The following is a 19544-nucleotide window of genomic DNA, read 5'->3' as shown; positions in this document are numbered from 1 at the left end:
GCAAACGCGGTTTTCAGACGGCCTCTTCCTGCATTGCCTGCGCGATATAATCGCGTTTTTCAGCAAGGCCGCGCCCGCTGGGCGGGGCGGCTGCGGACGATTTGAGATGAACAAAGAACTGCTCGGACTTTTTTTCCTGCCTGCGGGCGTGTTTGCCATGTGTGCCGCCGGCTTGTGGCAGATGTATGTGGTGATGAACGAGAGCTACACGCTCAACCGCTTCAAAGACCGGCAGCTGCTGTGGGCGGTGGCGGCGATGTTTTTCAGCTTCAGCCTCGCTGTTTACTGGCTGTGTCCGAACGCGCGCAAAAAAGGCATGGTCTTTTTCCTGACCGGCGGCGCGGGGCTGCTGATGTATGTGCTGGCGCGGCTGTGGCTGCCGTGGAAACAGGGCTGAATATCGAATATACAGAGAGGCCCGCCCGAGCGGCGTACGCGCCGGATTCCCCGCCGTAGGGTGTGTCGCCCCGGCGACGCACGCGTTTTACGTTATGCAGATACTGAGGCCGTCTGAATCCCCAAGCCGCGTGCGCGGCTGCGCCACCCCCACACAGGCCGTCGGCGCGAAAGCAAGTTAAGAGGCCGTCTGAAAACCCGAAAATACGGTTTTCAGACGGCCTTTCGTCCGCAGGATTTCAGTTCAGCAGCGGAAACGCGCCTTTCAGTCCCGCCACCAGCATCTGCGTACCGATCACGGCCAGTATCAGTCCCATCATCCGCGTTACCACGTTCATCACGTTTTTGCCCATCAGCCGCGTAATTTTCGGGCCGAAAATAAAGAGCGTGTAAGTGATGGCGCACAACAGCAGAAAAGCCGCCACCACCACGGCCGTACCCGCCAGCGTATCGCCCGCCGCCAGGTTCATCGCCGTGGCGATGGTGCCCGGCCCCGCCAAGAGCGGCGTGCCCAGCGGTGAAATCGCCACATTCATTTTTTCTTCGTAACGCATCGCGTGGGCCGCAGGATCTTCCACAGCCGCCGCCGAAGGCTGGCGGTGCATCGGCGAGCGGTTGCCCTGCACCATATGGAAGCCGATTAAAAACACCAAAATCCCGCCCGCTATCCGCAGCGCGGGCAGGGTAATGCCGAACAGCTCGAAAATGTAGCGGCCGGCAAAGGCAAACACCACCACAATCGCAAAAGCGATCATCAGCCCCTTGCGCGCCACCGCCCGCGCCGTGCGCCGGTCGTCGCCGTCGGTGAGGCTCAGATACACCGGCAGGCTGGAAACCGGATTCATAATGGCGAAAAAAGCCATAAAGGCCAGGCCGAACTGGTGCAGATAGCTTTCAATCATCGTCGGATACCTGAAACGGATAAAGGGGCGGATTATATAGTGGAACAAAATAGAAAAGATATAAGCCATCAGGCCGCGGATTTTTTATTTGTTCCGCCATACGGGCGAGGCCGCTTGGAAACCATATGCCGCCCGCAATGGACAAAGCCGCACCCGCCCCCGTAAAATCCCGCGCCTTGCCGTGCGCACAACACACAAAAGGAAAAACCGTGAAGCAGCCCGAAATCCTCACCGTCGCCGGCCCCGCCGGCGGCCTCGAAACCATCTTCCTGCCCGCGCAGGGCGCGGAACGCGGCGTGGCCGTCATCAACCACCCCAATCCCACGCAGGGCGGCACCAACACCAACAAAGTCATCCAAACCGCCGCCAAAGCCCTGTGCGGCCTCGGTTTCCACTGCTACCTGCCCAATCTGCGCGGCGTAGGGCGCAGCGCGGGCGAACACGACTACGGACGCGGCGAAACCGACGACTGCACCGCCGTGATCGATTTTGCCCGCAGCCGCCACCCGCAGGCGGAACAACTCGCCATCGCCGGCTTCTCCTTCGGCGGCTATGTTGCCCTGTTTGCCGCACAATGCCGCCGCCCCGACCTGCTGCTGCTGCTTGCGCCCGCCGTGCGCCACTACACGGGCGAACGCGAACCCGACGCGCCCGATCCCGCCCGCACCCTGCTCATCCACGGCCAAAGCGACGACGTAGTTGCTTTGGCACAGTCGCTCGACTGGGCCGCGCCGCAGGAAATCCCCGTCGTCGTCCTCCCGCAGGCAGGACACTTCTTCCACGGCAAACTCATCGGCCTGCGCGACACAATTGCCCGTTTCGTTCCCGCCGTGCTTGCGGGCGGACAGGCCGTCTGAACGCCGCTCCCCGCCATTTGCCAACCCCGAACCGGCCATTACTTATGGATACAGTCGCACAACGCCCCATCGGCGTATTCGATTCCGGCGTGGGCGGACTGACCAACGTCCGCGCCCTGATGGAACGCCTGCCGATGGAAAACATCGTCTATTTCGGCGACACCGCCCGCGTCCCCTACGGCGTGAAATCCCGCGCCACCATCGAAGCCTTCACCGCCCAAATCGTCGGCTTCATGCTCCAGCACGACGTAAAAGCCCTCGTCATCGCCTGCAACACCATTGCCGCCGTGGCCGGACACAAAGTGCGCCAGACGGCGGGCAATATGCCCGTACTGGATGTCATCAGCGCAGGCGCACAGGCCGCGCTCGAAGCCACCCGCAACAACCACATCGGCGTGATTGCCACCAACACCACCGTAAACAGCAACGCCTACGCCCGCGAAATCCACCGCCACAACCCCGCCGCCCGCGTCCGTTCGGTTGCCTGCCCCCTGTTCGTCCCCCTCGTCGAAGAAGGCTGGCTCGACCACGAAGTAACCCGCCTCACCGCGCGCGAATACCTCAAACCCCTCTTGGCCGAAGATGCCGACACCCTCGTCCTCGGCTGCACCCACTACCCCCTGCTCAAACCCCTGCTGCGGCGCGAAGCCCCCGGCCTGACCCTGGTCGATTCCGCCGATACCACCGCCGAAGCCGCCGCCCGCGCCCTGCAAAAACACGGCCTGCTCAACGACGGCACAGGCGGCCCGCCCGACTACCGCTTCTACGTCAGCGACATCCCCCTGCGTTTCCAAACCATAGGCGAACGCTTTTTGGGGCGCAGCCTGCAACAAGTGGAAATGGTTACGCTGGGATAAACCCGCCCGTTCCGCCTTTTGCGCAGGGTGCGCCGCTTTGAGGCGGCACACCCTGCATAATGCAAACCGCGTAGGGTGTGCCGCACAGCGGTGCACGCGTTTCCCGCCGCAGCGCACAGGCCGTCTGAAAAGCACCAATGAAATTGCAGATATGCCGCAAACGTGTTTGAACTTTGTTGAAGCCGCGTTTTCAGACGGCCGCGTTTTCTGTTTTCCCAACCGCCGCGCAAGCCGCCGCAACCGCGTGCGTGGCAGAGCCGCACACCCTACTTGGCGGAATGTTGTTTTTTGTGCCGAATCCCACGTAGGGTGTGCCGCACAGCGGCGCACGCGCTCCCTGCCGCAGCACAGAGGCCGTCTGAAAGCGCGGCTTCAACAAAGTTAAAACCCGGCCGCTCCGGCCCAATCCCATATACACCATCAGGAATGACGCAATGAACCCGCAACACATCCTCACCGAACTGCTCCACCCCCATGCCGGCGAAGGCCGCGCCATGCGTGCCGACGAAATCCAGGCCTACCTTGCAGCATGGGTTTCCGGCCCCGACAACTGGCAGGACAGCCTCGACACCATACTGGAAGACATCATCGGCGAAGCACAGCCCGACGAAGACGGACGCGCGCGCATCGCCCAAGCCGTGGCGCAATGGGCGCACGAATTGGCACAGAGCCTTGCCGCGCCCGAGCCGCCCGGGCTGCTTTTTTACCCGGACGACAACGGAGAAGCCGACTGCGGCACATGGTGCAACGCCTACCTCTACGCCCTCGAACGCACCCCCACCGACTGGTTTGCCGCCGCCGCTGACGAAGACTTCGAAGACCTCTTCTATCCCCTGATGCTGCTGGGCGGAGCCTACGACGAAGACGGCCTTATGCCCGATTTGGACGATACCGAATACGCAGAACTGGCAGACAGCCTGCCGGACACCGTATCCGCCGCCGCCGCCTACTGGCGCGCCGTGAAAAACAAACCGCAAACCGTACGGCGGCAGGGCGCGAAAACCGGCCGCAACGATCCCTGCCCCTGCGGCAGCGGCAAAAAATACAAAGCCTGCTGCGGCAGAAGCTGACCCCGCCGCATACAGGCAGGCCGTCTGAAAATGCAGCCGTTGCGCTGTCTGTATGACAGCCAGGGTGTGCCGCGCAGCGACGCACGCGTTTCCCCGTTACAGCACAGGCCGTCTGAAAAGCACACCGACGCAATAGCGGCCGCGCCGCAAGCGTGTTTTAACTTTGTTGAAGCCGTGCTTTCAGACGGCCGCATTTTCCGTATTTCCAATTACCGTGCCGACAGCCGCAAAACCGCGTGCAAGGCAGAGCCACACACCCTGCCGGAAGGTCTGCTGTTTTTTCGTGGCAAAAATCCCGCGTAGGGTGTGTCGCGCAGCGACGCACGCGGATTTACGGGTTTGCAGATTGCCCGGAAAGTCTGCCTGTAAAACAAAGAACGCGTGCGCCGCCTTAGTGCGGCACACCCTACATAATGCAAACCGCTTAGTGTGTGCCGCGCAGCGGCGTGCGCGTTTTCCGCCCGCAGCAAAAGGCCGTCTGAAAGCGCAGCTTCAACGAAGTTAAAACAGCATTCCTGCCAGAGCGGCAAAGCGTGGCGGCTGCTGCGGGCAGAAATCCGCACAGGCAGACGCACAAACCGGCCTTGCCAACCCGTTTTGCATTTTTGCCGCGCAAACCGCCGCTTCCGGCGGCCTGCGATTGCCTGATTTAACACAAATTGATAAAATCGCACTAATTTTTCAATCACATTAAGAAAACCACATTATGGCGAAACTCTCCGGCTCCCTATTCAAAAAAAATACCCCGTTTGACCAGACATCAGCCGCCAAAAAAGCGGCCCGTCCCGGCTCCGCCGCCGCATCGGCCGCTCTGCTGTGCGGTATTTTGGCCTTTGCGGTGCTGCCCGTCCTCAATATTGCCGGCCTCTCCGGCCTGCTGCCCGGCTTGGGCGTGCCCGCCTATGTCCTGCCTGCCGTGTTTGCCGTACTTGCCGTGGTACTCGGCTTCAAAGGGCAGGGCGGCGCGGCTCTGGCGGGTCTGATTCTCGGCTTTGCCTGCCTGCTGCTGGCCGGAGTCTGCGCGGCGGTTACGCAGTATGCCCCGCAGTTCAACCACATCGTCCAGCCCGTTTACAAACTGGCCGGCTTGGAAGAGCCCGTGGCCGTTTCGCCCGTAACCGGCAACCCCGCCCCGCAGATTGAGCAGAAACCCGCCCCCGCTGCCGATTCCCCCGCCGACGCGCTGGTGGCCGCGCAGAATTTCGTTGCCGGCCAGGTATCGGAAGGTGTGGAGCTGAACCGCATCACCGAAGCCCTGATACTCAATGAAAACCAGCGCAAACACTGGGAAAACGTCAGCATCCTCCAAGGCACCATCACTGCCGTTCCCGTCGAAGGCGAACAGACTATGGTGCTGCTGCCCTTGCAGGAAGAAAAAACCATTACCTGGGTGTGCAGCGGCACCGTTCCCCCCGCCGTGCAGTCGCTCTGCGGACAATAAACCGCTCCGTCGCAGGACAACGGGCCGCGCGAACGCCTTTACAATGCGTCCGCGCGGCTTTCTTAACTTTCCCCCGCCGTGCAGGCCGACACACAATATTCCAAACCGCGTGCGTGGCAGAGCCACACACCCTGCGCAGATGCAGAGGCCGTCTGAAAATCACGCAAAGCAGATTTTCAGACGGCCTTATTTTTAACAAGCCGGAAAATGCATGCGCCGCTTAGAGCGGCACACCCTACGCGGGATTTGTGCAGGGTATATGGCGAAGCGACGCACGCGGTTTGAGGCCGTTATCCGAATCTTGGCAAACGGATGCGCGGTAGAGCCGTATCCCCGCGCAAACGGCAGGTATCGTTTTTCAGACGGCCTTTGCGCACGGACGGGGCTGATTTCCCTCTCCCGCCTGCGGGGTAGGGTTAGGGTGGGGATTTTGCCTTTCGGCTGCGTTTGCAAGTGGGGAAAGCGGTTTTGCAAACTGCAACCATCTGTCTTCCCGAAAATCAGGAAACGCGTGCGCCGCCGCGCGATACACGCTACACAGGATACGGCAGGACAAAATGAAAACAGGCCGTCTGAAAACGCAGATTCCGTTTTCAGACGGCCTGATGCCGTATCCCGCCATAGCGCGCCTTCCGTCCCGCCTGTTTCTGTCTGCCCCGTCCGCCGCCTATAATCCGCCGTTTTCCCCACGGAGCGACGACATATGGCCGTTTCCCCTCCCGTTACCTTCGGCGAAATCGTCCTGGCCGCCCACACCTGCGCCGCGCTGGCCTGCGTGGTGCGCGTGCTGTACAAGCAGCGCAATGTCGGTACGGCGTTTGCCTGGCTCATCCTCCTGTTTCTCTTCCCGCTTTTCGGCGTGGCTGCCTATCTTTTGGTGGGCGAACCGCGTCTCGGCACGGCACGCGCCAAGCGCAGCGAAGAGATGAACCGTTTCTATCAGGGCTTTGTCGGGACATACCTGTCCGAACACTACCGTTCCACCGCAGGGGAGGTTTTGCCGCACTACCACGGCATCAGCCGCATTGCCGAGCGTGTCATGGGGCTGGGTGCGACCAAGGGCAACGCCATGACCCTGCTTGCCGACACCGACACCATTATCGACTCCATGCTCGCCGACATCGAATCGGCGCAGCATTCCTGCCTGTTGGCGTTTTACATTATCGAGCCGCAGGGGCGGATTGAAGAATTGCTGGATGCGGTGGTGCGTGCGGCGCAGCGCGGTGCCGACTGCGCGGTGCTGGCCGATGCGGTGGGCAGCAGCAGCTTTTTCGACAGCCGTTGGGTGCAGACCCTGTGCGATGCCGGCGTGGAAGTACACGCCTCGCTGCCCGTCGGCATCCTGCGCACCTTCTTTACCCGCAGCGATTTGCGCAACCACCGCAAAATCCTTGTTATCGACGGGAAAACCGGCTACACCGGCAGCTACAACCTGGTCGATCCCCGCTTTTTCAAACAGGATTCCGGCGTGGGGCAATGGGTGGATGTCATGATGCGCTGCACCGGCCCCGTCGTTTTGGAAATGTCCGCCGTATTTTTTGCCGATCTCGCCGTGGAGGCCGACGAAAACCTGCACGACATCCAACGCTACCTTACCGAGCATAAAGACCGCATCCCCGTGCTGCTGTCCGAAAACATCGGGCGCGGCAGCGTTGTTGCCCAAGTCATCCCCTCCGCTCCCGACCAAAGCGACCGCGTCATCTACGAAACCATCGTCAGCGCGGTACACTCCGCCACCCGCAGCATCATCATCACCACTCCGTATTTCGTTCCCGACGAGCCGCTGCTTACCGCCCTCACCACCGCCGCCAAACGCGGCGTGGAAGTCGTCCTCATCCTGCCGGCCAAAGTCGATTCCCTGCCGGTGCGCTACGCCTCCCGCGCCTACTACCCGCTGCTTTTGTCCGCCGGCGTGAAAATCGCCCTGTTTGATGGCGGCCTGCTGCACGCCAAAACCATGACCGTAGACGAAGACTACGCCCTCTTCGGCACGGTAAACATGGATATGCGCAGCTTCTTCCTCAATCTCGAAATCAGCCTCGCCATCTACGACAGCGACACCACGGCGCGCATCCGCAGCTTGCAGCAGGGCTATCTGGCCGAATGCCGCTACGTCTGCGTCGACGAATGGCAGCGGCGGCCGAAATGGTGGCTGCTGGCGGAAAACACCGTCCGCCTGATGAGCCCGCTGCTGTAAATCCTGCCCCCCTGTTTTATATAAACGGCACAGAGCGAAGAGGCCGTCTGAAAACAGGTTTTCAGACGGCCTCTTGTCCGTTTTGCCCGCCGCAGGGCGTGCCGTCCGAGCGGCGTACGGGCCGGATTCTCCGCCGTAGGGTGTGTCGCCCCGGCGGCGCACGCGTTTTAAGCGATTCGTGTATAGCACGCGTTTTACGTTATGCGGATACAGAGGCCGTCTGAATATTCAAGCCGTGTGTGCGGCTGTGCTACACACCTCACACAGGCCGTCAGCGCGAAAGCAAGTTAAGAGGCCGTCTGAAAACCCGAAATACTGTTTTCAGACGGCCTGAACATGTGTGGGGCTTGGATTAAAGCTGTATCCGCAGTATCCGCATATCCATGTTTTCCCTGCCCCATTTTGTTTTGTAAATCATGCGCAGGATAAAGGGGTAGCGCGGGGCGCACACGCTGCTGAGGTAGATTTCTTCAATCAGGCTGCTGCCGGGGGCGAGTTTGAGTACGTCGTTTGCGTTGCCGATGCCCCAGAGAAATTCGGGCGGTTTTTCGCCCATTTGGCTGAGCGCGTCGTGTTGCTGGGCTTTGCCGACCATTCTTTTGAACAGCGTGTCCATCACGATCTGTGTGCCGGGGAGCTTGCGCTGCACCGTTTGCAAAAACGCCTGCACCCGTTCTTCTTCAAAATACATCAGCACGCCTTCGATAATCAGCAGCACCGGTTTGCCGTGTGCGGCGGCGGTGTCGATCCAGCTTTCGTCAAACAGAGATGCGCCGAGATAGGTGTTGCCCGATTCGGGCAGCAGCCTGCGCCGCACCTCGATGACTTCGGGCAGATCCAAGTCGTACCAGGCCGTTACCTGCGGCCTGCCCATGCGTTCGTAGCGTGCGTCCAAACCGGCACCGAGCTGGACGACGACGGCATCGGGGTGTTCGCCGATAAACCGCTGCGCCATGTCGTCGAGCAGTCTGGCGCGTCCGCAGCAGCCCGGCTGCGAGGCTTTGGCTTTGGCAAACGGGGCGAAGTCGTAGTCGATCATGCCGAGCATACGCGCGGCTTCGGCATCGCGCAGCAGCGGGTCGGGGCGGCTGTATTCCACGGCTTTGGCCCACAGGGGAATCAGCATGGTGGCGGACAGTACGGTTACATCTTTCGGGGAAATTTTCTCACTCATCAGGGTTCTCCAAATCAGACAAACAGTAACGGTTTGCATTTTTCTACTATACGCCGCGCGGCTGCGCCTGCCAAGCGGCAGGCCGTCTGAAAAGGGGCGGCGGTTGCCAAGCGGAGGAGGTGCGTGGTTCAATCGCCGCGTTCGGTCGGCGCGCAGCCAGCCGGATGCCGCCAATGCGCAACAGGAGAAAAACCATGTCCGCAACCGAAACGCCCCTTGTCGAAGTCCGCCCGTTCCCGCCCTTCCTGCCGCCGCAGGCCACCGTTATGCTGATGGGCACTTTCCCGCCCGCGCAGGAGAAGCGGACGATGGAATTTCATTATCCCAATTTCCAAAACGATATGTGGCGTGTGTACGGGCTGGTGTTTTTCAACGATCCGGCCCATTTCCAAAGGCCGTCTGAAAAAGCGTTTGACGCGGAAAAAATCAAAGCCTTTCTGGCGCAGCGCGGCATTGCTTCCTGCCCCACGGTGTATAAAGCCATACGCGGGCGCGGCAATGCTTCGGATGCGTTTTTGCAGGTGGTGGAACCCGTTGATCTGCATGAGGTGTTGCGGCAGATACCTGCCTGCCGCTTTATCGGCACCACGGGCGGCAAGGCCACGGAAATCCTGCTTGATGTGCAGGGCGGCGGTATCAAAATGCCGAAAACGGGCGAAAGCGTGTCCTTTCCCTATGCCGGCCGCGAACTCACGCTCACGCGTCTGCCGTCCACTTCCCGCGCCTATCCTTTGAGCCTGGCGAAAAAGGCCGAAGCCTACCGCGCGTTTTTTCAGACGGCCGGGCTGGTTTGAGAAACAGGGCAGGGCGGCGCATAATGCCGTTTCCCGTGCAAAAGGCCGTCTGAAAACCTTGTTGCGCACCCGTAGAAAAATATGTTCCTGTACCAAGCCGCGCCGGCCGTTTTTTCAGACGGCCTGAAACAAGGCCGTGCTGTCCGAACATTCCCGATATTCCGATAAAGGAACACACTATGCAAAACTACCTCACCCCCAATTTTTCCTTCGCCCCCGTCATCCCCGACCGCGCACTCGGCAGCCGGGTGTGGGACACAGACGGGCGCGAATACATCGATCTTGCCGGCGGCATCGCCGTCAATGCACTCGGCCACTGCCATCCCGCCCTTATCGCCGCCCTCGCGGAGCAGGCGCACAAACTCTGGCACATCTCCAACATCTACACCACCGTTCCCGCGCAAGAGCTTGCCCGCCGCCTGGTGGAAAACACCTTTGCCGACAAAGTGTTTTTCTGCAATTCCGGCGCGGAGGCCAACGAAGCCGCCCTCAAACTCGCCCGCAAATACGCCCGCGACACTTTCGGCGGGAGCAAACACCAAATCGTTGCCTGCACCAACGCCTTCCACGGCCGCACCCTGTTTACCGTGTCCGTCGGCGGCCAGCCCAAATACAGCCGCGACTTCGCCCCCCTGCCCGAAGGCATCGTCCACGTTCCTTTCAACGATCCCGCCGCCCTGGCCGCAGCCGTGTCGGAACAAACCTGCGCCGTCATCATCGAACCCGTACAGGGCGAAAGCGGCGTACTGCCCGCCACGCCCGAATTTTTACGCACCGCCCGCGAGCTGTGCGACCGTTTCCAAGCCGCCCTGATTTTCGACGAAGTGCAAACCGGCATGGGGCGCACCGGCAGGCTGTTTGCCTACCAGCACACCGGCATCGCCCCCGACATCCTCACCAGCGCGAAAGCCCTCGGCAGCGGCATCCCCCTCGCCGCCATGCTCACCACCGACCGCCTTGCGCCCGCTTTCGCACCCGGCACGCACGGCACCACATTCGGCGGCAACCCCCTGTCCTGCGCCGTCGGTTGTGCCGCCTTTGATCTCATCTGCCGCGAAGACACCCTTGCCAACGCCGTCAGGCAAGGCGCGGCCTTGACCGCCGCCCTCGAAAAACTCGGCCGCGACACCGGCATTTTCCAAAGTGTGCGCGGTCAGGGTCTGCTGATCGGCTGCGTCCTCGCCGAAGCCTACGCGGGCAAAGCCGCCTCCTTTACCGCTGCCGCCCTGCAACACGGCGTGATGCTGCTCACCGCCGGCACAAACGTCATCCGCCTCGCCCCGAGCCTGCTGCTTAGCGACGAAGACCTCGCCCAAGCCCTGCCGCGCCTCACAGCGGCGGCGGAACAATGGCTGCAAACGCAGTAAACCGTTTTCAGACGGCCTCTGCATTCGCGCAGGCCGTCTGAAAAGCCCGCCGCAGACAAAAGTCCGGCCAATCGGCGTTTCCCGCCCGATGTCCGGCTTTTTATTTGCCCGAGATCCATTGCCGCAAACCGGAATCCGGCATTCGGCTGCGGCTGTGGAAAAACGGAGTCTTTTGCCTGTTGGCGCAAGACTCCGTTTTTTTATCTTCATTTTCCGTTTCTGCTGCAACCACACCGACTGTCTGCCTGTATTTGCCGCTGCCGCCATACGGACAGCGGAATATTGCAGCGGTGCAGGTTGCCGGAGGCGTATTTCGGCAGACAAGTCCTGCTTATCGGGCGCACCGCCGCATTCGCGGGCGGGCAGCTATTGTTTGCGCTGCAAGCCGCCGTCTGAATGGAGAACGCGGTGGCAGGAAATGATACGGAAACGCGGTTTGCGCCGTCGGCATTAGCAGGCGTGCGGACTGCAGCAGGTTGGCCGGTATGTCCGGTTTGTTCCTGGTGGCTTTGGATTATATTTTGGAAATTTTATCAATCGAATGATTAATTATTTTTGCTAAATATTTTATATATTCTTCATGAATGTTGATAGTTGTCTCTTTCAGGTAATAGTTTCCTTTGGAATCTGTTATGTCGATAGTGCCATTCAAAGTTTCCCGTTCTATCGATAACTCCAAAACAATTTCATCATTATCATCAGATAACAGGAAATTTTCTTTTAAAAGCAAGCTAAGTATAATTTTTAACTTAGTCTGTTTTAAAAAAATATCTAAATCTGATTTGATTATTTTTTTGTTTAAAGCATTGGTTTCTCTTAATTCTATAAAATATAATATTATTTTGTATATTTCCATTTCTATTCCTTATCCGATTTATGATTGCGTGCCCAACAACTTGGGTAAGTAAATGCGTGGTATCACTACCTCTCGGTAGGTGTTGCAGGTCTTGCTGTTCGCGCTCTATGCGTTTGCTGCCGATAACCCGACAGGTACAAGCATTACTCGATGGCGCAGGATTGGGCAGTGCTCTGAGTTTGGTATTTTTATTAGCAAGTGCCGTCTGAAAAACAGGTTTCAGCGGCATTGGCATTTAACAGCGGCCGGAAAGCGGGGAATGGGGGTTTCCGGCTGCCTTGTGAACCACATGCATGGTGGAGCTATACACCTATCTTATGCAGGCTATGCTTTGCTACCTGGATAGGTGGCAGCACTACAATACTATATTTATATTTGCTAAATACTATATTTCTTTATCCAGACACTTTTGTATATATTCTGAGAAATTTTCTGCCAATACTGATTCTTCAATATTGTCATGATCAAATATGATAATCTGCCCATCTTTATTAATAAAGATGGGATTTCCCCAATCATCAACACCAAGAATCATTGCATTATAATAGTTGACTAGGAAGTCTTTAAAATGATTATTTATATCTATAATTGTATCGCATCCCAAAAATTCACAGTTATGAAAGCCATAAATTTTATGATTGTTGATAAGACAGCCTCCAAAAATTCTAGTAAATTCTTCAAATTCTTTGTTTATTGATATATTCAATTTATCTTTAATTCCCTGTATTTCCTGATTTGAAGAAGGCTTACCAACCAAAATCGGATTATCCTTAAAAAAGATATTTAAATTTTCCAATAGTACCTTGTCCATTTTTATTCCTTGATTTTCAAAAATTAACTGCTGTAACAAATTTTTCCTAGTTTCTGTTCTTGTTTTTCAATTCTTCTGTCGCTCCCAATTTTCAATACACCTTACTCCATTGATTAAATGCTGAGCTGGCTTTATCAGCACCTATATCCTTTCCTTTTTGACATACTGCTTTTTATTATTTAACAAATATTTACTAATGGGTGGTTCAATAATGGGAGCATTAAATCTCGATAATCTGTAAAAATTATCCTTTTTTACGGGATAAACCTAATGGCTCAATCCGAATGGCGATATTTGGAACAAAAAAAGTATAGATTATTATCCCCAGGCAGCCTAATCGGATTATGATTAACAAACCGCCCACATTTCGGATCATAATACCTGAACAGATTGTAATGCAGCCCCGTTTCTTCATCACAATACTGGTTTTGCGGTTTTAACGGTTGGATGGGCATTCGGATAGACTTTGCTTTCGCTTTTCGGCCCGCTTCAAGTAGTGTACTCGCCATATCTCGTTGGGTAGGGGTGTTGGAGACATAAAATTTCAGACGGTATTTGCAATAAAAGACAGCCTGAAAACAACAAAGGAGGAGTTTCGGGCTGCCTTGAACCGCGTGCGTGGCAAAGTACACACCCTGCCTTATACAGGCTATGCTTGCTATACTAATAATTTTAAAACTTTTGGAAATAGTTTGAAATCTTTCAATCTTTGGTAAAGTGGATTATTAAGAAAATCATCAAGAGGCAAGCCATTTAAATGCTTGACAATGGCTATTGTTAAAAACGGATATTTATATAAATTGGGATATTTTAGAACATCGCTAATTGTATCTGGTGTGCAGAAATAATAATTCCTCATAGTAAATACATATAAAAATAAAATTTCATTTAATATTTTGTGGATTTCATTTTTTGATGTATGTTTATAAATTGATATTATTCCATAATTTCTAAATATATGGCTAACATTCTTAAATTCCGAACCGTATATTTTAAAATTACTCGGGGTATCATTTTTATCTGTAAAATCATTTACGGTTGGATATAGCTGTGGTATATGTTTACCTAACTCAATAAATTTTTTATCAATAATATTTTCATTTATGTGTTCGGTAAGAGAAAATGAGCATAAAGCACCTGATGCCATATGTTTTCCTGATTTAAATTGAAAAACCAATTTTCCAATTAATTCATCATTATTATGATAGAGTTCAAAAATCCCTCCGATGTTTTTAAATAAAATATCACTTTCTTTTAATATGTTACAAAATTCTGAGATAATTTCTTTCTTCATATTATCCATGCCTTAATAAAATAAATACTATATTTTGCCGTTTGCTTGGCTTGTTTTTCCTTTTGAAGCTAGGATTGTGCTTCCGCCTCTTCTAGAATTATTTGTATGAGAGCAACGACCATTAGCAAACGTAGGGTATGCCGTCCCAAGACAATGTACGCGGTTTTTGCTGCCCAGAAGTATCCGCAACCGTTCTGCATCTTGCCGTTTGGCAAACGGAAAACTGACAGAATTCGGCAATCCGGTAGCAGAACAAGTCTCCGCCTTTGATATACCGGTATTGGGTTTTGGCTTTGTCCCAATTGAAAATTTTGTTTTTTGCTTTCATGCTGTGCCTCCACAGGTTAAGGGACGGGATGTTGGTTGCAACTGTGCCGGCAATATGCCGAATAAGGTAAGGGATGTTTTATTGCGGCGCGTTATGTGGCGCGGCAGGCAGATAGGGATGCAGATTGGCAAGGGCGGCCTGCCAGTTTGCGGGGGGGATGCCGAAGACTTCATGGATCTTGGCGCAGTCCAGTCGCGAATCGGCAGGGCGGCGGGCGGGGGTGGGGTAGTCGGCGGTGGCGATGGCGTTTAATTGCGGCGCGTGCGGCAGGATATTTTGTTTGACCGCTTGGGCGAAGATTTCGGCGGCGAAGCCGTGCCAGGTGGTGTAGGGGCTGCCTGAAAAATGGTAGATGCCCCAGTCGGCGAAGTCCGGATCACGGCTGCGTCCGGCAATCGTAACGATGGCGGCGGCAATGGCGGCGGCGGGAGTGGGTGCGCCGTGCTGGTCGGCAACGATGCCGAGACTGTCGCGTTCGCGGCCGAGGCGGAGCATGGTTTTGACGAAGTTGCCGCCGTGTGCGCCGAACACCCAGGCGGTGCGCAGGATGATGTGGCGGGCACAGGCGGCGGCGGCCTGTTCACCTGCGAGTTTGCTTTGGCCGTAGATGCTTTGCGGGTGGACGGGGTCGGTTTCGCGGTAGGGGCGGTTTGCCGTGCCGTCGAAAACGTAGTCGGTGGAGAGATGGATGAAGGCGGCGTTGTGCGCGGCGGCGGCTTCGGCCAGATGGCGCACGGCATCGCGGTTTACGGCGTAGGCGGCAGCGGCATCGTTTTCGGCTTTGTCTACGGCGGTGTAGGCGGCGGCGTTGATGATGATGTCGGGACGGAGGGATGAGGCCGTCTGAAAAACGGCATTGCGGTCGGTGATGTCGAGGGTGTCGCGGCCTGCGGCCAGTAGATTGGCGCGGTTTTCGAGACGGGAAACGAGTTCGCGGCCGACTTGGCCTGCGGCTCCGGCGAGGAGGATGTTCATGTGTTTGTCCTTATGATGGGTTGGGACGGAGGTAGGCCGTCTGAAAAGGCGGCTTGGAAAACGGAGCGTGCGTTTGGGCAAAAGCGGAAAGGCCGTCTGAAAGACAGATTTCAGACGGCCTTTCGCTGCGGTTTGTAGCGGAACAATATAAAAAACCTGCGGCCTTTCCGCGCCTTGGTCTGATAGGGAAGGATTTTCTTATGTCTTAAAAACAATGCAGGGAAAATATGCTTCGCTCTGCCTGCGGTGCGGTATCTTGGCTGTTTTGTTCCGCTAAATAAATACGGCACGACACGGTGCGTATGGTTCGCTAACAGATACAGGCCGATATGCCCAGCTTTCGCTAGGGCGGCTGCGGAGGTTGTTCAGCGAGCGAGCGCAATCCGGAGTGCCACCAGCACCAGAAGGGTGATGCCGAAGCCTTGGTGCAGCCGCCGCAGTACATTCAGCGTGGGGTAGATACTGGAAGCGATGGCGGAGGCTGACATCAGCAGCATCGTCGCCACCATCAGCCAATGCAGCAGGCGGCTGACGCGTCCGGATGTTTGAGGATTGTCGTTTCTCATGGTGCGTGCCTTATTGATCGATGAAGCGGAACAGGCAGGGCTGTATCTGCGTGTTTTCCGGCAGCGGGTTTTTCAGCGTTTGCTGCATGTTGGCGGTGGCGTTTTCCAACTTTTGCGGTAATGCCCATCCGGCGACGTTGATAAAGTGGTATTTGCCGCCCGGTTCGATGTGCCGATGCAGACGGGGCGGGTTTTCAGGAAATCGCGCGATTTTTTCCGGCTTTCAAGCTCAGCCGCTTCTTGGCTTTCGGGCAGCAGGGCACGGCGGTGGCGGGGAGGATTTTTTTATACTTTAGTTCCCTATTTCGCAAATACGTGTAATTTTTTCATTCACTCTATCTCCATATTTTTTTCTATCCGCATTGTTTCTTGATTTCTTGGAATGCAGAATTTTCGTTTGCGTTGCATAAATTCTTGGCAAGACGGAAAACCGGATTTCATTGCGGCAGCAGATGTTTTTTCAGTTTCTGCAATACGGCCGTTGTCCCCGCTGTGCCTGCGCGTTCCTGCTCTGCCGCCCAGCTGTCGAGTACGGCGCGGTAGTTGCTGGTTTTTGCCCATTCCCGCACTTCTTCGGGGCTGAGTTCGCGTAAGTTCACGCCTTTGTCGCGGGCGGTTTGCAGGATTTGCGCGTAGCTTTCGTCCATGATTCTGCCCAGCTCGCCGTAGGATTTTTCGGCGGCGCGGCGGAAGGCGGCGCGGTCTGCTTCGCTAAGCTGTGCCCATTTTTGGCTGCTGATGACTACGGGGTAGATGTGTCCCAGCCAGAAGTCTCGCGAAACAAGGGCGTAGGGGGCGTGTTCGTAGGCTTTGATGTCGATGGCACTGTCGATGTTGACCATCAGGCCGTGCATTTCGCCGCTGGCCAGTTTGGCGTAGGTTTCTTCGCCCCAGCGGCTGGTGGTGGGCATTGCGCCGGCGTTTTTCAGAAAATCACGATGCCAGAAGCTGGCGCTGCGCCAGGTTTGTCCTTTGATGTCGTTCAGGTTTTTCAGCGGCTTGGTGCTGAAGAAGGCGACGGGGTAGCCGGTGGCGATGATGAGCGGGGTTACGCCGTTTTTTTGGTATTCGGCGGTGAGTTCGGGGATGTCGGCGTAGATGCGGCGCAGGGTTTGTACTTGTTGTCCGCCGACGGGGCCGATCATGAAGCCTTTGAAGAGTTGGTGCAGCGGCAGTTGTTGCAGGCTGTATTCGGGGACGGCGGTGATGAGGTCGGTTTTACCGTCGGCTACGGCTTGCAGTTCGTTGTGCGCTTTGGCGATGCTGCCGCCCCAGTGCGCTTCGATTTTCAGACGGCCTTGGCTTTCGGCTTCGACGTTTTTGAAGAATACGTCGTTGATGAAGCGGGTGCGCATATTGCCGTAGGGTTCGTGGTCGCTGTAGCGCAGTATGGTGCCTGCGGCTGCGGCCGTACCCGACAGTAAAAGCGCGGCTGCGGCAGCCGCCAGCATAAGCAGGGTAGGTTTGCGGATGTTCATTTTATCCTCATGTTTTTGCAGGGATGGCGGGTCGTGACGGTGCATGATGCGGAATATTCCGCAATGTACAGACTGCTTTTCAGACGGCCTCAAAGCGGCCGGCCGCTGTGTTTCAGCAGGCGCAGCAGGTATCGGCCGTATTCGTTTTTGGCCATGGGGCGGGCGAGGGCTTCGAGTTGTTCGGCCGGCAGCCAGCCGTTGCGCCAGGCGATTTCTTCGAGGCAGGCTACCTGAAGGTTTTGGATGTTTTGCACGGCCTGTACGAAGGAGGCGGCTTCGTGCAGGCTTTCGTGGGTGCCGGTGTCGAGCCAGGCGAAGCCGCGTCCGAGAAGCTGGACGTTGAGGCTGCCGTCTTCGAGGTACATTTCGTTGAGGGTGGTGATTTCGAGCTCGCCGCGGGCGGAGGGTTTGACTTGTTTGGCCATGCCGACGACGCGGTTGTCGTAGAAATAGAGGCCGGTTACCGCCCAGTCGGATTTGGGCTGCTGCGGTTTTTCTTCGATGGATATGGCTTTGAATTGTTTGTCGAACTCTACTACGCCGAAGCGTTCGGGGTCTTTGACTTGGTAGGCGAAGACGGTGGCTCCGTGTGCGCGGGCGGCGGCTTGTTGCAGCATTTGGGTGAAGGATTGGCCGTAGAAGATGTTGTCGCCTAAGACGAGGCAGACGTTGTCGCTGCCGATGAAGTCTTCGCCGATGAGGAAGGCTTGGGCGAGGCCGTCGGGGCTGGGCTGGACGGCGTAGCTGATGCGGATGCCGAAGTCTTGGCCGCTGCCGAGCAGGCGGCGGAAGGCGGCGTTGTCTTCGGGGGTGGTGATGACGAGGATGTCGCGGATGCCGGCGAGCATCAGTACGGACAGGGGGTAGTAAATCATGGGTTTGTCGTACACGGGTAGGAGCTGCTTGGATACGCCGCGTGTGATGGGGTAGAGGCGGGTGCCGGAGCCGCCGGCGAGGATGATGCCTTTCATGGGGTGTCCTTTGGGCTTTTTGGGTTTTGGTCTGTCGGTGTTTGGAGGCCGTCTGAAAACGGGGTTTGCATTATGTGGCGGGGTTTTCAGACGGCCTGTTTGGGCTTCAGGTAGCCTGTGGCCGTCTGAAAAGGGGTTTTACCGTCCGCCGAGGCGTTGCAGGCGGTAGCTGCCGTTGAGGACGTTTTGCCACCAGTCGCGGTTGTCGAGATACCATTGCACGGTTTTGCGGATGCCGCTGTCGAAGGTTTCCTGCGGCTGCCAGCCGAGTTCGCGGGCGATTTTGGCGGCGTCGATGGCGTAGCGGGCATCGTGGCCGGGGCGGTCGGGGACGAAGGTGATGAGGTCGGCATAGCGGTGTACGCCGGCGGGCTTTTCGGGGGCGAGTTCTTCGAGCAGGGCGCAGACGGTGCGGACGACTTCGAGGTTGGTTTTTTCGTTGTGTCCGCCGATGTTGTAGGTTTCGCCGGTGTGGCCTTGCGTTACGACGGTGTGGAGGGCGCGGGCGTGGTCTTCTACATACAGCCAGTCGCGGATTTGGCTGCCGTCGCCGTATATGGGCAGGGGTTTGCCGGAAAGGGCGTTGAGGATGATGTGGGGGATGAGTTTTTCGGGGAAGTGGCAGGGGCCGTAATTATTTGAGCAGTTGGTGATGAGGGTGGGCAGGCGGTAGGTGCGCTGCCAGGCGCGGACGAGGTGGTCGCTGCCGGCTTTGCTGGCGGAGTAGGGGCTGGACGGGGCGTAGGGGGTGGTTTCGGTGAACAGGTCGTCGCTGCCGTGCAGGTCGCCGTACACTTCGTCGGTGGAGATGTGGTGGAAGCGGAAGGCGGTTTTTTGGTTTTCAGGTAGTCTTTCGTAGTGGGCGCGGGCGGCTTCGAGCAGGGTGTAGGTGCCGACGATGTTGGTGTGGATGAAGTCGGCGGGGCTGTCGATGCTGCGGTCGACGTGGCTTTCGGCGGCCAGGTGCATGACGGCGCGGGGCTGGTGCTGCTCGAAGATGCGGTCTAGTGCGGCGCGGTCGCAGATGTCGGCGTGCTCGAAGGTGTAGCGGGGGTGGCCGGACACGGCGGCGAGGGATTGGAGGTTGCCGGCGTAGGTGAGTTTGTCGAGGTTGACGACGTGTTCGTCTGTGTGGGCGATGAGGTGGCGGATGAGGGCGGAGCCGATAAAGCCCGCGCCGCCGGTGATGAGGATGGGGTGCATAGTTCAG

The 19544-nt window shown here is 56.8% G+C and carries 20 protein-coding genes; 9 read left to right on the top strand and 11 right to left on the bottom strand.

Annotation, left to right across the window (positions count from 1 at the left end; genetic code table 11):
• The first annotated feature begins 106 nt into the window (after positions 1-106).
• Entirely contained in the window at positions 107-397 is a 291-nt protein-coding gene (locus tag DYE40_RS02700) for a hypothetical protein (protein WP_115307614.1), read from the top strand.
• Between the two features lie 238 nt (positions 398-635).
• Here DYE40_RS02700 and DYE40_RS02695 read toward each other — a convergent pair whose 3' ends face one another.
• Positions 636-1367 carry a MarC family protein gene (locus DYE40_RS02695; protein ID WP_245944050.1) on the bottom strand — a complete coding sequence of 244 codons (732 nt, stop codon included), beginning with the start codon at positions 1365-1367 and terminating at the stop codon, positions 636-638.
• A 140-nt stretch (positions 1368-1507) separates the two neighbouring features.
• Between DYE40_RS02695 and DYE40_RS02690 the strand changes: the two genes are divergently transcribed.
• The 6 genes from DYE40_RS02690 to cls all read left to right on the top strand — a co-directional run bounded on the left by DYE40_RS02690 (position 1508) and on the right by cls (position 7720).
• Positions 1508-2155, top strand: coding sequence for an alpha/beta hydrolase (locus DYE40_RS02690; protein ID WP_174901017.1), 648 nt, complete (start codon positions 1508-1510; stop codon positions 2153-2155).
• A 44-nt stretch (positions 2156-2199) separates the two neighbouring features.
• The gene (gene murI, locus DYE40_RS02685) at positions 2200-3012 is read left to right on the top strand and encodes a glutamate racemase (protein ID WP_115307612.1); all 813 of its coding nucleotides are present in this window, start codon (positions 2200-2202) and stop codon (positions 3010-3012) included.
• 434 nt (positions 3013-3446) lie between these two features.
• Positions 3447-4082: a UPF0149 family protein gene (locus DYE40_RS02680; RefSeq protein WP_115307611.1), complete on the top strand. Its 636-nt coding sequence runs from the start codon at positions 3447-3449 to the stop codon at positions 4080-4082.
• Between the two features lie 30 nt (positions 4083-4112).
• Positions 4113-4385, top strand: coding sequence for a hypothetical protein (locus tag DYE40_RS02675; protein ID WP_115307610.1), 273 nt, complete (start codon positions 4113-4115; stop codon positions 4383-4385).
• Positions 4386-4788: 403 nt separating this feature from the next.
• Positions 4789-5523, top strand: a complete 735-nt coding sequence (locus DYE40_RS02670) for a sugar ABC transporter permease (protein WP_115307609.1) — start codon at positions 4789-4791, stop codon at positions 5521-5523.
• Positions 5524-6226: 703 nt separating this feature from the next.
• Positions 6227-7720, top strand: coding sequence for a cardiolipin synthase (gene cls, locus DYE40_RS02665; protein ID WP_115307608.1), 1494 nt, complete (start codon positions 6227-6229; stop codon positions 7718-7720).
• A gap of 352 nt (positions 7721-8072) precedes the next feature.
• Here cls and DYE40_RS02660 read toward each other — a convergent pair whose 3' ends face one another.
• Positions 8073-8894, bottom strand: a complete 822-nt coding sequence (locus tag DYE40_RS02660; protein ID WP_115307607.1) for a class I SAM-dependent methyltransferase — start codon at positions 8892-8894, stop codon at positions 8073-8075.
• 194 nt (positions 8895-9088) lie between these two features.
• On the opposite strand from DYE40_RS02660, the gene DYE40_RS02655 reads away from it, so the two are divergent.
• Both DYE40_RS02655 and DYE40_RS02650 read left to right on the top strand, forming a co-directional pair.
• Complete coding sequence (locus tag DYE40_RS02655; RefSeq protein ID WP_115307606.1) at positions 9089-9688, top strand: DNA glycosylase; 600 nt, start codon at positions 9089-9091, stop codon at positions 9686-9688.
• 164 nt (positions 9689-9852) lie between these two features.
• Positions 9853-11055 (top strand): acetylornithine/succinyldiaminopimelate transaminase, encoded by a 1203-nt coding sequence (locus DYE40_RS02650; protein ID WP_281270654.1) that lies wholly within the window; start codon positions 9853-9855, stop codon positions 11053-11055.
• Between the two features lie 514 nt (positions 11056-11569).
• Here the strand turns inward: DYE40_RS02650 and DYE40_RS02645 are convergent.
• From DYE40_RS02645 to rfbB, 9 genes are all read right to left on the bottom strand, one after another.
• Positions 11570-11911, bottom strand: a complete 342-nt coding sequence (locus DYE40_RS02645) for a hypothetical protein (RefSeq protein WP_115307604.1) — start codon at positions 11909-11911, stop codon at positions 11570-11572.
• A gap of 385 nt (positions 11912-12296) precedes the next feature.
• On the bottom strand, positions 12297-12722 hold the full coding sequence (locus tag DYE40_RS02640; protein WP_115307603.1) for an SMI1/KNR4 family protein: 426 nt from the start codon (positions 12720-12722) through the stop codon (positions 12297-12299).
• A gap of 275 nt (positions 12723-12997) precedes the next feature.
• Positions 12998-13177 carry an RHS repeat domain-containing protein gene (locus DYE40_RS12880; RefSeq protein WP_244733312.1) on the bottom strand — a complete coding sequence of 60 codons (180 nt, stop codon included), beginning with the start codon at positions 13175-13177 and terminating at the stop codon, positions 12998-13000.
• A 203-nt stretch (positions 13178-13380) separates the two neighbouring features.
• The gene (locus tag DYE40_RS12170) at positions 13381-14016 is read right to left on the bottom strand and encodes a hypothetical protein (protein ID WP_147286560.1); all 636 of its coding nucleotides are present in this window, start codon (positions 14014-14016) and stop codon (positions 13381-13383) included.
• Positions 14017-14422: 406 nt separating this feature from the next.
• Entirely contained in the window at positions 14423-15319 is an 897-nt protein-coding gene (gene rfbD / locus DYE40_RS02630; RefSeq protein WP_115307602.1) for a dTDP-4-dehydrorhamnose reductase, read from the bottom strand.
• A gap of 365 nt (positions 15320-15684) precedes the next feature.
• Positions 15685-15885 (bottom strand): hypothetical protein, encoded by a 201-nt coding sequence (locus DYE40_RS02625; protein WP_115307601.1) that lies wholly within the window; start codon positions 15883-15885, stop codon positions 15685-15687.
• A gap of 437 nt (positions 15886-16322) precedes the next feature.
• The gene (gene dctP, locus DYE40_RS02620) at positions 16323-17363 is read right to left on the bottom strand and encodes a TRAP transporter substrate-binding protein DctP (RefSeq protein WP_218564329.1); all 1041 of its coding nucleotides are present in this window, start codon (positions 17361-17363) and stop codon (positions 16323-16325) included.
• An 89-nt stretch (positions 17364-17452) separates the two neighbouring features.
• Positions 17453-18334, bottom strand: coding sequence for a glucose-1-phosphate thymidylyltransferase RfbA (gene rfbA, locus DYE40_RS02615; RefSeq protein ID WP_115307600.1), 882 nt, complete (start codon positions 18332-18334; stop codon positions 17453-17455).
• A 138-nt stretch (positions 18335-18472) separates the two neighbouring features.
• A complete protein-coding gene (rfbB, locus tag DYE40_RS02610) occupies positions 18473-19537 on the bottom strand; it encodes a dTDP-glucose 4,6-dehydratase (protein ID WP_115307599.1) in 1065 nt (354 codons plus the stop codon).
• Between the last annotated feature and the right edge of the window lie 7 nt (positions 19538-19544).

The sequence above is a fragment of the Kingella potus genome, assembly GCF_900451175.1.
In the GTDB taxonomy this organism is placed as follows: Bacteria; Pseudomonadota; Gammaproteobacteria; order Burkholderiales; family Neisseriaceae; genus Neisseria; species Neisseria potus.
The sequence above is the reverse complement of the archived record's forward strand: the minus strand, read 5'-3'. Positions and strand labels throughout refer to the sequence as shown.